The following is a 13,072-nucleotide window of genomic DNA, read 5'->3' on the forward strand; positions in this document are numbered from 1 at the left end:
ATGGCCGCCCGGCGTGTCTGACCGGGCGACAGGCGTGGTCGCCTTCGCCCGGGTCGCCGATGTCGACGTGGCCGGGCCCGAGCTGCTCGGGCCCGCGGAGCTGGCGAGGCTCGCGCGGCTGCGCCGCCCGGAGGACCGGGCCGCCTATCGCGCCGCCCACGTGCTGGTGCGCCGGTGCGCCGCCCAGCTGCTGGGCGCCGACGTCGCCGAGCTGGTGCTGCGCCAGGAGTGCCCCGGCTGCGGGGGCACCGACCACGGCCGCCCGGCGCTCGCCGGACGGCCCGGGATCGGGCTCGCGCTGAGCCACTCCGGTGCCCACGTGGCCGCCGCGGCGGTGCACGGGCGCTGCGGTGTCGACGTCGAGGACCTGCCGGGCGAGCGGGTTCCCGACCGGGTGCTCGCCCCCGCCGAGCGGGACTGGCTCGCCCACGGGGCCGGCCGCGCGGATCCGCGCGCCGGCCTGCGGCTGTGGGTGCGCAAGGAGGCCTTGGTCAAGGCCGGGGCCGCGACGCTCGGTGACGCCGCGGCCCTCGACCTGGTGGGCGCAGCGGACGCACGGGACGGGCTGCGCGCCCACGCCCACGGGTTCGACCTGGGGGAGTGGCGCACCGCGGACGCCGTCGGCGCCTGGGCGGTGCCGTCAGGCACCCGGGTCAGCCGCGCCTGACCCGGACCCCGGTCGAGCGCGCCGTCATCGTCGCGTAGCCGGGGCGCGACGCGGTCACCCGCACGCGGAGCGTGTGGCCGCGGTCGGCGGCGGCGACGCGGCGCGTCAGCCGGGTCGCGCCCGTGATCGGCCGGCCGTCGCGCAGCCACTGCACCCGGGTGCTCGCGCGCGGGCTCCAGGACCCGCGGGTGGCCCGCAGGGTCCGCCCGACCCGGGCGACGCCGCGCACCTGCGGGCGCGCGGTGCGCACCAGGGCGCCGCGGACCACGGGGACCTCGCGCGAGGTGAGCGTGGTGGGCGCGTGGCCGGCGGCCTCGCCGGTGACCGCGACGCTCAGGCGGGCCCCGACGTCGCCGGGCACCGGGCGGTACGCCGCCGCGGTGGCGCCCTCGATCGGCGTACCGTCGCGCAGCCACTGGTGGCTCAGCTGCTGCGCGGCGGGGGCGAACGCGGCGCTCGCGCGCAGCTCGCCGCCCGGGCTGGGTCGGCCGGTGACACGCGGGGCGTCCCCGGTCAGGGCCGGTGCCGGGGCGACCTCGACGCTGGTGAGCGGGAGGTTGCGGGTCAGGTCGCGCGCGTGGCCGGTGAGCTCACGGCCGCTGTAGACCCGCACCTCGAGGCTGCCCGCCGCGGACGGCACGCTGCCGCGGGCGCCGAGACGGCCGCCGTCGGGCAGGGACGCGGTGAGGGTGAAGGCGCCGCTCGCGTCGGCCTGCCCGGTGGCCCAGAACTTGGCGTCGGCGTGCGGTGCGTGCGGCGCCGGACGGGTCAGCACCTCGTCCCCGGACCACAGCAGCACCGCCACCTGCGAGCCGCCGGTCCCGGCGCGGTCTCGGAACCCGGTGCCGCTGATCTGCAGCTCCTCGCCCTCGACCACGGCGGTCGCGGCGTGCTCGGCGCGCACCGTGAAGGTCGCGCCCACGGTGGTCACCGGGTCGTTGTCGAGCAGGTGCAGGGTGTGGGACCCGGAGGTCGTCGCGACGCCGTTCGCGGGCTGGAACCGGGGCACCACCACCGGCTCGGCGCGGAAGGTGCCGTCGTCCTCGACCTGCACCCGCGACCGGGTGCGGTACGGCGCGTCCTCGCCGTCGTCGGCGCCGATCTGGCCGTAGGAGTCGGCATCCATCTTGATCGCCAGGCGCTGCCCGGGGGCGAAGCAGGACCCGCTGAGGTGGAGGGTCTCCCCGGGGACCAGCGGGCCCGGCTCGTCCACGGCGAACGACGGGGTGCAGGCCGCGGTGGCGCTCGTGGCGCCCACGGGCCCGAGCGCGGCCAGCGTCAGTGCGGCGGCGAGGGCGAAGGGGGTGGCGCGGCGCGACGCGCGGGCGGGCGGGACGGTCATGGCGGGTCCTCGGAGGCTGGAGGGCGGGACGGGGCGGCCCCCGCCGCGCGGGTGCGCGGCGGGGGCCGGTGCTGCGGGGTGCTCGTGGACTACTTCGTGCGGTTCTTCTTCGCGACCTTGGCGACCTTCACGGCCTTCGAGGTGGCGGTGGCCTTGGCGTAGCCCGGCCGGGTGGCGACCACGCGGACGGTGAGCTTCTTACCGGCGTCGGCCTTGGCGACCCGGTAGGTCGACTCGGTCGCGCCCTTGATCACCTTGCCGTTGCGCCGCCACTGCACCTGCGTGCTCGCCGGGGCGCTCCAGGTGCCGGTGGTGGCCTTCAGGGTCTTGCCGACCTTCGCCTTGCCGGTGATCCTCGGTGCGGCCGTGGCACGGAGCGTGCCGGCCCTGACCTCGACCTCGACCGCGGTGCTGCGCGCGGTGTCGCCGGGCTTCAGCGAGCCGCTGAGCAGGCGCAGGGTCCAGGTGCCGGGGGTCGCGGCGGGCACGGAGCCGCGGGCGCCCGTCGTACCGCCGTCGGGCAGCGGGATCTTCGCGGTGAAGCGGCCCGAGGCGTCGGCCTCGACGACCGCCCAGACGGTGTCGTTGCTGTGCGGGCCCTCGCCGGGGGCGTGCGCGATCGCGCCGTCGTTGATCTTGACCGCGATCGTCGAGCCCGCGGTGCCGGCCTGGTCGAGCCAGCCCTGGCCCTCCAGGGTGACGGAGCCGCCGATGGCGGCCGCGGAGGTGACGGTCGCGTCGACGGGGGTGATCTTGGCGATCGAGTCGACGCTCGTCTCGGCGGTGGTCCGCTCGCCGGTGGCGGGGTCGACGGAGTAGTCGATGGTCTGCGTGGTGGCGCCGGCCTTGTCGACCATGTACGCCGAGCCGCCGGCGACGATCAGGTGGTTGGCCGACTTCGGGGTGCCGGGCAGCGCGATGGTCTCGACGACTGCCTGGGCGCGGGCGTCGACGACGGTGACCTCGCCGGTGGTGAAGTCGGCGACGTAGACCAGGCCGCGGTCGGTGTCGACGTCGACACCGAGGGCGCGCGAGCCGGTGACGATGCGGGTCTTGTGGGCACCGGTGTCGAGGTCGAAGATGTCCAGGCTGCCCTCGGTCGTGGCGAACTGACCCTGGTTGACGGAGTAGACCTCGCGGGCCTCGGCGTCGATGGCGATGCTCGAGGGCTGGAGCAGGCCGACGCCCTCGGTGGCCGCGAGCGGGTTCGGGATGTCGACGCGCTCGACGGCGTACTTCGCCGGGTCGGCGGCGTAGTCGAGGACGTAGTACTGGTCGGTGCGGAAGTCGTTGGCGTAGACCGTGCCGGTGGCCTCGTCGATGTCCAGGCCCATCGGCACGGCGTAGGCCGACTCGTTGTCGCCGGTGGTCGGGTAGTTCGCGCGCGCCGGGATCGCGATGTCGCGCAGCCGCTCGAAGGTCGTGGTGTCGTAGACGGTGATCGAGGAGTCGGTCGCGCCGCCGCGGTTGGCGGCGGTGACGTAGGCGCGGTGGTGGACCTCGTCGATGATCACCTCGCGGGGGTGGGCGATCTCGACCTGGGCGCGCTGGGCGGGGTCGGCCTTCGCGGCGTCGAAGTCGTAGGAGGTCCACACCAGGTCGAGGGACTCACGGTCGTAGACGGTGACCTGGTTGTCGCGGGTGTTGGTGACCCAGACGTTGTCGTGCGCGTCGTCGACGTAGACGCCGTGGGTGGAGAGCTGCTTGTAGGTGGGCGTCGCCTCGGTCCCGTGCTCGAGCACCGGCAGGTCGGCGCGGTCCTTGATGGCCAGCGTGTCGGGGTCGACCTTGGCCAGCGTCGCGTTGAGGACCGGCGGTCGGCCCTGGGCAGAGGTCACGAACAGCTCGCCGGTGTCGTCGGAGGCGGCGACCTGGTACTGGCCGGCCACCAGCGGGCGCTGGGTGGTGGCGAAGGAGAACGCGCGGGGGGCGGGGGTGTCTGTGCCGGCGGCGCTGGTGGCGCTGGGTGCATCGGTGGCGCTCGCGGTGGTCAGCGACGCCGCGGCGAGGCCGCTGCCGACCAGGCCGAGCACGGCGGTGCCGGCGAGCGTGTGACGCAGTCGGCGCACGCGCCGGGCGGGAAGAGCAGTCATCGTTGGTTCCTTCACTCCAGGGGGATACGCCTGTTAGTTAGGCAAGGCGACCCTAACTTAGATCAGATGAATGGTGCTCCGGGGGTCGGCGTACCGAAGAATGGGCGCTCGGCAGTACGGCGAGCGGCGCCCGCGGGCGCCGGACCAGGGGGTCAGGGATGCGCGGAATCGGTACCGAACGGGCGCGGGACACGGTGCGAGCGCTTCAGGAGCGCATCGTCTCGGGCCGGTGGCCGGTGAACAGCAAGATCCCGAACGAGGCCGAGCTCGCCGAGGAGCTGGGGGTCGGGCGCTCGACCATCCGCGAGGCGGTGCGCGCGCTCGCGCACCTGGGGATGCTCGAGCCGGCGCCCGGCCGCGGCACCTTCGTGCGCTCGCGCAACCCCGTGCACCAGGTGCTCTCCGACTTCGCCTCGGAGCACTCGTGGTCCGACATCCTGCAGGTACGGCGGGCGCTGGAGACGCTCGCTGCGGAGCTGGTCGCCCGCGACGGCAGCGCCGAGGACCTCCAGCGGCTGCGCAGCGTGCACGACGCCGACCTGGCGGGCGCGGGCGCCGAGGTGACCGAGCGTGGCCGCACGCCGGGGGAGTTCCACTCCCTGCTGGTGGAGGCGAGCGGCAACCGGTTGCTCGCCGAGCTCTACTCCGGCCTGGTCGCCGCACTGCGCGAGGGGCGACGACGCGGCGAGGTGGTCAGCGGCCAGGACGCCGAGGGTCGCCACGACGACCATGCGGCGCTGCTGGCCACGATCGCGGCCCGCAATCCCGAGGCGGCCGCCGCGCTCGCCGCCCGGCATGCGGCCACGGACCTGGCGCTCGCGCGGGAGTAGCGGGACCCGGACGCCACAAACGTCTGATGAGGGTTAGGGTTGCCTCACCTATCTTTCGTCAGGAGTTCCGATGTCCACCTTCCCCCGTCCGGTGCGCGCCGCCATGGCCCCGGTCCTGGTCGTGCTGCTCGTCTGGACCCTCGGCGCGTGCGGTGGCGCCGGCGCCACGTCCTCGCCGACGGGGGAGACCCGCACGGTCACCGACGCCGACGGCACCTCGATGGAGGTCCCGGCCGACCCGGCCCGGGTGGTGGCGCTGTCCGAGCCGACCCTGGACGGCCTGCTGGCGCTCGGCGTCGAGCCGGTCGGCACCGTCGCCGGCCGCGGGCAGTCCGCGGTGCCGGGCTACCTGGCCGACCTCGCCGGCGACGTCCCGCTGCTCGGCGGAGTGGCCCAGCCGTCGTACGAGGCGATCGGGAAGGCCGACCCGGACCTGATCCTCGTCGACGGCACCAGCATCAACAACAACGCCGAGGCGATCGAGATCCTGCGCCGGATCGCCCCCACCTACGTCACCGGCTTCGCCGGCGGGGACTGGCGCGCCAACTTCGGCCACGTCGCCACCGCCGTCGGGCGGGAGGCGGAGGCCGAGGAGGTGCTCGCGGCGTACGACGCGGAGGTCGAGGCGGCGCGCGAGCGGCTCGCCGGGTACGCCGGCGACACGTTCTCCGTGGTGCGCTGGCAGGGTGGCTCGGCCGCGCTGATCCTCCAGGAGCTGCCCGCCGGGATGGCGCTGCGCGACCTCGGCCTGTCCCGCCCGCCGGGCCAGGACCGGCGCGGCCGCGGTCACAGCGAGCCGGTCTCGCTGGAGAACCTCGCCGACGTCGACGCCGACTACCTCTTCTTCGGCACCCTCGGCGGGTCGTCGGTGGGAAACGCCGACGCCGGTGGCCGCACCGACACCGAGGGCGCGCGGCAGGCGCTCGCCGAGGCGGAGAAGGTGCCCGGCTTCCGCGAGCTCGAGGCCTACCGGCAGGGCCACGTGATCCTGGTCGACGGCTCGCTGTGGACCTCCACGGGCGGCCCGCTGCTCATGCGCCGCCTGGTCGCCTCGGTGCTGGAGAGCCTCGGATGAGCGTGCTGTCCCGGCCCCGGCGCCTCGCCGTGTGGACCGCGGCCGCGGCGCTCGCCGCGGTGAGCGGACTCGCCGCGGTGGGCGCCGCCGCCGCGGGACCCGACGCGGGCACCGGGACCGGCACCGTGACGTCCACGGACCCCAGCGGTCGCACCGTGACGTTGACCCACCCGCGGAGTGTCGAGCCCGGTGCCGACCTGGTGATCGCCGGGACGGGGTGGCAGCTGGGCGACGCGAGCGCAGGGTCGCTGGTCAACGTGCTGCTCGACGCCCGCTTCTCCGGCGACCCGACGACCGTCCACACCCGGCGTACCGTGCTCCACCCGGTGACCGGCAAGGCCACCGGTGACACCCGCAGCCAGGCGCTGGTGCGCGCGGACGCGGACGGCAGCTGGACCGCGCGGATCCCCTACCCGAGCGCCGCCAACGCCCGGCTCGCCGATGGCAGCTGGACCGACTGGGTGCCCGGGTCGGAGCACGAGGTGCGGGTGCTCACCGGTTCGCTGCTCGCCGGCGACGTGACCCGCAGCCTCGCCGGGACGTTCACCGTCGCCGGCCCCGATGGCCCCGATGGCCCCGATGGCCCCGACGGCACCGGCGACCCCGACGGCGACACGGGCGATGAAACTGACGACGGGACCGGCGATGACACCAACGGCGGGACCGGCCCCGGACCCGACGACACGACGACCTGCCTCCCGACCTCCCCGCGACCCACGGTCCGCGTGGAGACGCCCGTCGTGGCCCTGGGCGGCGAGCTGGAGATCAGCGGCGCGGGCTGGTGCCACCCCGAGGGCGGCGGCTCGCGGATCGGCGTGAAGATCGACGAGGGCGCGCTGGCGCGCACCGACGACGCCGTGCACGCCAACCGCACCATCTGGGCGATCGTCCAGGCCGACGCCCGCACCGGCACCTTCCGCACCCGGCTGCGCCTGCCCGACGGCACCACCGCGACCTCCACCCCCGCGCTCGCGACCGGGGCGCACACGCTGCGGCTGCTCTCGGGCACCCTGCGCACCGGCGACACGCCGCGCAGCGTGCTCAGCGAGCCCTTCACCATCGGGCGCTACCGCCCGGCCGGGACCCCGGAGCCGCTCGAGGCGGCCACGGACCTGCGACCCGGCACCCGCGGGGCCGTCGCCGCCCGCCTCGTCGCCGGCGACCTGCTCCTGCGGGTGCCCCGCGCCCGGGCGCACGAGTGGGTCTTCGTCACGGCGTACGCCGCCGACGGCTCGCCGCGCTACCCCTGGACCCGCTGGTTCCGCCTCGACGATGCGCGCCGGGTGGTGCTCCCGCGCGCCGGCCGGCTGCCCGCCGAGCGGCTGCGGCTCAGCGTGCAGAGCGGCGAGCAGGACCGGCTCGGGCGGCTGCTCGGCTGGGCCCCGCTCACCGTGGCCGCGGCGCCCGCAGGGCACGCGGCACCCGCGGGTGGCGGCCCGGTGCCCGGCGCCGACCCGGGCGCCCCCGGCACGCCCGCTCTCGAGGCGCTCTCACCGGTCCCGACCGGCCCGCTGGTGACGCCCGCGGCCCCGGCGGTCGACGCCGCCGCGCTCCGCGAGCTGCCCCGCGGCGGCGTACGCGTCGCGGTCGACGGCTCCGCGCTGCGGGTGCTCGTCGCCGGCGGCCGGCACGGCGAGGCCGTGCACGTGCGGGTCTACCCCGTGACCGGCCGATCGTCGGCCGGCCGGCAGGCGCTCGTGCTGGACGGCGGCTGGGTCCTCCTCGACGCCGACGGCGCCCTGCGGATGCGGGTGCGCGGGCTCGCCGGCTCCGAGGTCCTCGTGGCGGTGCAGGCCGCCGACGGCCGCCTGCTCGGCTGGGCCCCGGCCACCCCCGGCGGCCCGACGTACGTCGAACAGACGATCCCGGCCGCGATCCTCGACGAGGACGCCGCGAGCCCGATGGCGGGCGAGGACACCGCCGACCGGTCTTGGTTCACCGCCGCGGACGCGGGCCTGCTGGCGCTCGGCGCGCTCGCGCTGGCCGGCGCGGTGCTCCGCACCCGACGCGGGACGGTGACGGCGTGAGGCGCGGGCTCGTGGCGACGCTGCTGGGCGCGCTCCTCGGCGGCGCGGTCGCCGCGGCGCCCGGCGGCGTCGCGGCCGCGGTCCCGGGCGGCGGCGCGGGGGCCGACACCCCCGGCACCTCCGCCTCGGTCTCCCCGCGCCAGGTCGCCCCCGGCGGGCTGTTGTCGTTCCGGGTGAGCGGCTTCCCCGGCGGGGAGACGCTCTACGTCAAGATCGACGACGGGCAGAGCTGCAGCGCCGCGTCGGTGCACGGGGCCTGCGTGGTCCACCAACAGGCCATCCCGGCCTCCGGCACCGTCACGGGATCCTTCGCCGTGCCGCGCGACCTCGCCGCCGGCGAGCACTGGCTGCGCTTCCTCGCCAGCGAGGAGGTCACCGACGCCTCGGGGGCGTACGCCGGCACGAAGGGCTACACCGCCCGCGGCGGCTCCGACTTCACCGTGGTCGCGGGCGGTTCCGGCGCCACGGCCCCTGCGCCCGGCGCGGGCACGGACGCCGGCTCCGGCGCGAGCGCCCCAGCCCCTGCGGTGACCGGCGCCGCTCCGACGACCGGCGTCGCCGGCGGTGGCAGCACGCAGGGCGACGCACCCCTCGCCGCCGGCGACACGCTCGTGGTCCGGCTGCCGCGCGGCGCGACCGGCCGCGGCAGCGGCCCCGCGCAGTCCGGTGCTGCGGCTCGCGACGCCGTGCCGTCCGACGCTGTGAAGTCCGGGGACGTGAATCCCGAGGCGACCGACCCGGCACCGACCGCGGCCCCCGCGGCGGACGACCCCGGGCTCCCCGTCACCGGGCTGGCCGGCCTCGCGGTGCTGCTCGGCGCGGCCGGCGTACTCCTCCTGCGCGCGCGGCGGCGCTCCCGTGCCTGACGTGCTCGCCCCGGCGCCGACCCGCCCGGCCGGGGTCCCCGACGACGCGGCAGCCCCGCGCGACCGCGCACCTCGGCGGCCCCGGCGCGCCTCGGCGGTGCTGCTCGGCGCCCTGGTGCTGGTGGCCGCGGTCGCGGTGAGCCTGTCGGTGGGGTCCAACCGGATCGATCTGGCGACCGTGTGGCGGCTGCTGCTCGCCCCGGACGGCTCGACGGAGTCGCTGGTGCTGCACGACCTGCGGGTGCCGCGCACCGTGCTGGCCGCGGTGGTCGGGGCGGCGCTCGCCCTGGCCGGCGCGGTCATGCAGTCGCTGACCCGCAACCCGTTGGCCGACCCCGGCATCCTCGGCATCAACGCCGGCGCCACCCTGGTGGTGGTGCTCGGCGTCGCGCTGCTGGGGACCACCGGCGTGCACATCTACCTCTGGTACGCCTGCGCCGGGGCGGCCGTCGCCGCGGTGCTGGTCTACGTGCTCGGCGGCACCGGCCCCGCCGCCCGCACCCCGGTGCGCCTGGCGCTCGCCGGCGTCGCGGTCTCCGCCGCGCTCACCGCGATCACCCAGACGGTGATCCTGGCCGACCAGGAGGCCTTCAACGAGTTCCGCTTCTGGGTGGCGGGGTCGCTGGAGGGCCGCACGTGGGAGGTCCTGGGCGCGGTCGCACCGCTGCTCCTCGCAGGTGCCGTCCTCGCGGTGCTGGTGGCGCCGTCCCTCGACGTGCTCGCGCTCGGCGAGGAGTCCGGCCGCGCGCTCGGCGTCGCCGTCGTCCGCACCCGGGTGCTGTCGCTGGTCGCGGTGACGCTGCTGTGCGGCGGCGCGACCGCCGCGGTCGGGCCGGTCGGCTTCGTCGGGCTCGCCGTACCGCTCGTGGCGCGCCGGGTGGTCGGGCACGACCAGCGCTGGGTCACCGCGCTGTGCCTGGTGCTCGGCCCGGCCTGGGTGCTGCTGGCCGACAGCGCCGCCCGGGTCGTGCTGGCCCCCTCCGAGGTGCCGGTCGGTGCGGTCGCCGCGCTCATCGGCGCGCCGGTGTTCATCGCGGTCTGCTGCCGGCGAACGGTGCCGACGCTGTGAGCGAGCTGCTGGTCCGCCGCGGCCCGGTGTCGGTGCGCCTGCGCCGCCGCACCCTCGTCGCGGCGCTCCTCAGCGCCGCCGCGCTGCTGGTGCTCGCGGTCCTCGGCCTCGGCCTGGGGGAGTACGCCGTGGCGCCGGGCCAGGTGCTGGCCGCCCTGGTCGGCCGCGCGGAGGACCCACTGGCGGCGTACTTCGTCACCGAGGTGCGCGCGCCGCGGGTGCTGACCGCGCTCGGCGTCGGCGCGGCCCTGGGGGTGGCGGGCGCGATCTTCCAGAACGTCACCGGCAACCCGCTGGGCAGCCCCGACATCATCGGCTTCACCACCGGCGCCGCCACCGGGGCGCTCGTGCAGATCATCGTGGTCGGCGCCGACACCAGGGGGGTCGCGCTCGGCGCGCTCGTCGGCGGGCTGGCCACCGCCGGGCTGGTGCACCTGCTCACCCGGCGCCACGGGCTCAGCGGACAGCGCCTGGTGCTCGTCGGGCTCGGGGTGGGCGCCACGCTGGCCGCGCTCAACACGCTGCTCGTTGTGCGGGCCTCGCTGGTCGCCGCCCAGACCGCCGCGCAGTGGCTGGCCGGCTCGCTCAACGCGGTGCTGTGGCCGCGGGCCACCCTGACCCTGGTCGCGGTCGCGGTGCTGCTCGCGCTCACGGTGCCCCTGGCCCGCCCGCTGTCGATGCTGGTGCTCGGCGACGACGTCTGCCGGGCCGCCGGGATCGGCGTGCAGCGGGTCCGCGCTGTCGCCGTGCTGATCGCGGTCTGCCTGGTCTCGGTGGCCACCGCGGCCACCGGACCGATCGCCTTCGTCGCGCTGGCCGCGCCCCAGATCGCCCGCCGGCTGGCCGGCAGCGCCGTCCCCGGCCTGCTCGGACCCGGGCTGACCGGCGCGGTGATGGTGCTCGGCAGCGACCTGCTCGCCCAGCGGCTGCTGGCGCCCACCGAGCTCGCGGTCGGCGTCGTCACCGGCGCCGTCGGTGGGCTGTACCTGATCGTCCTGCTCACCACGGAATGGCGGAAGGGCCACCGATGACACGACTGCTCACCCGCGACCTCACCACGGGGTACGCGGGGCGGGAGATCCTGCACGGGGTCGACCTGGAGATCCCCGACGGCCTGATGACGGTGATCGTCGGTCCCAACGCCTGCGGCAAGTCCACGCTGCTGCGCAGCCTGGCCCGGATGCTCGCCCCCACCGGCGGCGAGGTGCTGCTCGACGGCACCGCCATCGATCGGCTGCCGGCCAAGGAGGTCGCCCGGCGCCTGGGCCTGCTGCCGCAGTCGGCCACCGCGCCCAGCGGCATGAGCGTCGCGGACCTGGTGGCCCGTGGGCGCTACCCGCACCAGGGGCTGTGGCGGCAGTGGTCGCGCGAGGACGAGCGGGCCGTCGAGGACGCGATGCGCGCCGCCGACGTCGCCGACCTGCGCGACCGCGCGGTCGACGAGCTCTCCGGCGGCCAGCGCCAGCGGGTCTGGCTCGCGCTCGCGCTGGCCCAGGAGACGCCGCTGCTGCTGCTCGACGAGCCCACGACGTACCTCGACATCGCCCACCAGGTCGAGGTCCTCGAGCTCGCCCGCCGGCTGCGCCGCGAGGGCCGCACGGTGGTCGCGGTGCTGCACGAGCTGCACCTCGCCTTCCGCTACGCCGAGCACCTGGTGGTCATGCGCGACGGCGCGGTCGTGGCCACCGGCGACCCGCGCGAGGTGGTCACCGCCGCGCTGGTCGAGGAGGTCTACGACCTGCCCTGCCGGATCATCACCGACCCGGTCAGCGGCACCCCGATCGTGATCCCGCTCGCGGGGGCGTCGCGATGAGGCGCCAGCCGCCGAAGGTGCCGCGCCCGGAGCCCGTGGCCCGCGCGGACAGCCCGACCCTGGCCGCGCTCGCGGCGAACGCCACGCCCGCCGCGGTGCGCGCCTTCTGGGCCGGACCCGCCGCCCGGCTGCCCCTGGTCGAGGAGGTGCCCGGCGGCCGCGGGGAGGAGGTGCTGGTCAGCTTCTGCTGGCGTGACGCCGACGCCGAGCAGGTGCTCCTGTTCGCCAACCGGCTCACCGACGAGACCCGCCTCGAGGACTCGCTGCTCGCCCGGATCCCCGGCACCGACGTGTGGCACGTGACCTACCGGCTGCGCCGCGACTGGCGCGCGTCGTACTGCTTCCTGCCGCAGGCGACCGGGCAGCGGCCGGCCTGGTTGGGCGAGGGCGACCAGGTCGCGATCCGGGCCGCGCTCGACCGCGGCCTCGCCGACCCGCGCAACCCCGACGTGTGCCGCAACCGGGTGGGCACCACGCAGTCGGTGGCCTCGCTGCCGGACGCACCGCCCCAGCCCTGGCTGGTACGCCGGGGCGACGTGGCGCCCGGCCCGGTCGAGGAGACCCGGCTGCCCGACGGACGCCGCGCCTGGCTGCACGACCCCGCGACGGCCGGCACCGACGAGGAGCTGCCCGCCCTGGTCGTGCTCGACGGCGAGGTGTGGACCGGCCACCAGGACCTGCCGACGAGCCTGGACAACCTGCACGCCGAGGGCTGGGTGCGCGGCTGGCGCACCGTGTTCGTGGAGTCCGGCGGGCACGACCAGCGCTGGACCGAGCTGGCCGCCGACGGCGCCGGCGTCGAGCTGGTGGTCGACACCGTGCTGCCCTGGCTGCGCGCCCGGCGCGCGGTGCTGCCCGGCCCCCGGCACGTCACGGTGGCCGGGCAGAGCCTCGGTGGGCTGACTGCGCTTCGCGCCGGGCTGCTCGCGCCGGAGGCGGTGGGCAACGTGGTCAGCCACTCCGCCTCGCTGTGGCAGGACGACCTGCTCGACGCCGTCGCCCGCCACCGGCCCGGGGCCGAGCCGCTGCGGGTGCACCTCGCCCATGGCGCCCAGGAGTGGGTGCTGGGTCCGCCGCACCACACCCTCGCGGAGGCGATGGCCGCCCGCGGGATCCGCCTGGACGTCGCGGTCCACAACGGCGGCCACGACTACGCGTGGTGGCGCGGCGGGATCGCCGACGGGCTGCTCGCGGTCCGCGGCATCGGGGCGGCGTACCTCCGGCCGGCGTGAGGTCTCGACTCGACCGGTCAGGACTCGCGACTCGACGCTCAGAAGTCTCGACTCGACG

Annotated in this window: 11 protein-coding genes; 9 read left to right on the forward strand and 2 right to left on the reverse strand. The window is 76.7% G+C overall.

Going from position 1 to position 13,072, the window contains the following annotated elements; translation table 11 throughout:
• Nucleotides 1–13: 13 nt before the first annotated feature.
• On the forward strand, nt 14–667 hold the full coding sequence (locus HBO46_RS09095) for a 4'-phosphopantetheinyl transferase family protein (protein ID WP_166138669.1): 654 nt from the start codon (nt 14–16) through the stop codon (nt 665–667).
• Here HBO46_RS09095 and HBO46_RS09100 read toward each other — a convergent pair.
• Both HBO46_RS09100 and HBO46_RS09105 read right to left on the reverse strand, forming a co-directional pair.
• Nucleotides 654–2,009, reverse strand: a complete 1,356-nt coding sequence (locus HBO46_RS09100; RefSeq protein WP_166138667.1) for a hypothetical protein — start codon at nt 2,007–2,009, stop codon at nt 654–656. The two genes, HBO46_RS09095 and HBO46_RS09100, sit on opposite strands and share 14 nt — an antisense overlap.
• 89 nt (nt 2,010–2,098) lie before the next feature.
• Nucleotides 2,099–4,102, reverse strand: coding sequence for a hypothetical protein (locus HBO46_RS09105; protein WP_166138665.1), 2,004 nt, complete (start codon nt 4,100–4,102; stop codon nt 2,099–2,101).
• A gap of 194 nt (nt 4,103–4,296) precedes the next feature.
• Between HBO46_RS09105 and HBO46_RS09110 the strand changes: the two genes are divergently transcribed.
• The 8 genes from HBO46_RS09110 (at nt 4,297) to HBO46_RS09145 (ending at nt 13,014) form a co-directional block, all read left to right on the forward strand.
• Nucleotides 4,297–4,932 carry a FadR/GntR family transcriptional regulator gene (locus HBO46_RS09110; RefSeq protein WP_166138663.1) on the forward strand — a complete coding sequence of 212 codons (636 nt, stop codon included), beginning with the start codon at nt 4,297–4,299 and terminating at the stop codon, nt 4,930–4,932.
• A gap of 70 nt (nt 4,933–5,002) precedes the next feature.
• A complete protein-coding gene (locus tag HBO46_RS09115) occupies nt 5,003–6,007 on the forward strand; it encodes an ABC transporter substrate-binding protein (RefSeq protein WP_207950061.1) in 1,005 nt (334 codons plus the stop codon).
• Nucleotides 6,004–8,034: a hypothetical protein gene (locus HBO46_RS09120; RefSeq protein WP_166138661.1), complete on the forward strand. Its 2,031-nt coding sequence runs from the start codon at nt 6,004–6,006 to the stop codon at nt 8,032–8,034. Before HBO46_RS09115 ends, HBO46_RS09120 begins: the two co-directional genes overlap by 4 nt.
• The gene (locus HBO46_RS09125) at nt 8,031–8,900 is read left to right on the forward strand and encodes a hypothetical protein (protein ID WP_166138658.1); all 870 of its coding nucleotides are present in this window, start codon (nt 8,031–8,033) and stop codon (nt 8,898–8,900) included. The genes HBO46_RS09120 and HBO46_RS09125 overlap by 4 nt, the downstream gene beginning before the upstream one ends.
• On the forward strand, nt 8,893–9,969 hold the full coding sequence (locus tag HBO46_RS09130; protein ID WP_224769459.1) for a FecCD family ABC transporter permease: 1,077 nt from the start codon (nt 8,893–8,895) through the stop codon (nt 9,967–9,969). Before HBO46_RS09125 ends, HBO46_RS09130 begins: the two co-directional genes overlap by 8 nt.
• Complete coding sequence (locus HBO46_RS09135) at nt 9,966–11,000, forward strand: FecCD family ABC transporter permease (protein ID WP_207950062.1); 1,035 nt, start codon at nt 9,966–9,968, stop codon at nt 10,998–11,000. Before HBO46_RS09130 ends, HBO46_RS09135 begins: the two co-directional genes overlap by 4 nt.
• Complete coding sequence (locus tag HBO46_RS09140; protein WP_207950063.1) at nt 10,997–11,782, forward strand: ABC transporter ATP-binding protein; 786 nt, start codon at nt 10,997–10,999, stop codon at nt 11,780–11,782. Before HBO46_RS09135 ends, HBO46_RS09140 begins: the two co-directional genes overlap by 4 nt.
• Nucleotides 11,779–13,014: an enterochelin esterase domain-containing protein gene (locus HBO46_RS09145; RefSeq protein WP_166138654.1), complete on the forward strand. Its 1,236-nt coding sequence runs from the start codon at nt 11,779–11,781 to the stop codon at nt 13,012–13,014. Before HBO46_RS09140 ends, HBO46_RS09145 begins: the two co-directional genes overlap by 4 nt.
• Nucleotides 13,015–13,072 lie beyond the last annotated feature (58 nt).

The sequence above is a fragment of the Nocardioides ochotonae genome, assembly GCF_011420305.2.
Lineage (GTDB): Bacteria > Actinomycetota > Actinomycetes > Propionibacteriales > Nocardioidaceae > Nocardioides > Nocardioides ochotonae.

Coding starts and splice junctions, on each gene's coding strand:
- HBO46_RS09100 (WP_166138667.1), bottom strand. CDS start 2,009: ATGACCGTCCCGCCCGCCCGCGCGTCGCGCCGCGCCACCCCCTTCGCC.
- HBO46_RS09105 (WP_166138665.1), bottom strand. CDS start 4,102: ATGACTGCTCTTCCCGCCCGGCGCGTGCGCCGACTGCGTCACACGCTC.
- HBO46_RS09115 (WP_207950061.1), top strand. CDS start 5,003: ATGTCCACCTTCCCCCGTCCGGTGCGCGCCGCCATGGCCCCGGTCCTG.
- HBO46_RS09120 (WP_166138661.1), top strand. CDS start 6,004: ATGAGCGTGCTGTCCCGGCCCCGGCGCCTCGCCGTGTGGACCGCGGCC.
- HBO46_RS09140 (WP_207950063.1), top strand. CDS start 10,997: ATGACACGACTGCTCACCCGCGACCTCACCACGGGGTACGCGGGGCGG.
- HBO46_RS09145 (WP_166138654.1), top strand. CDS start 11,779: ATGAGGCGCCAGCCGCCGAAGGTGCCGCGCCCGGAGCCCGTGGCCCGC.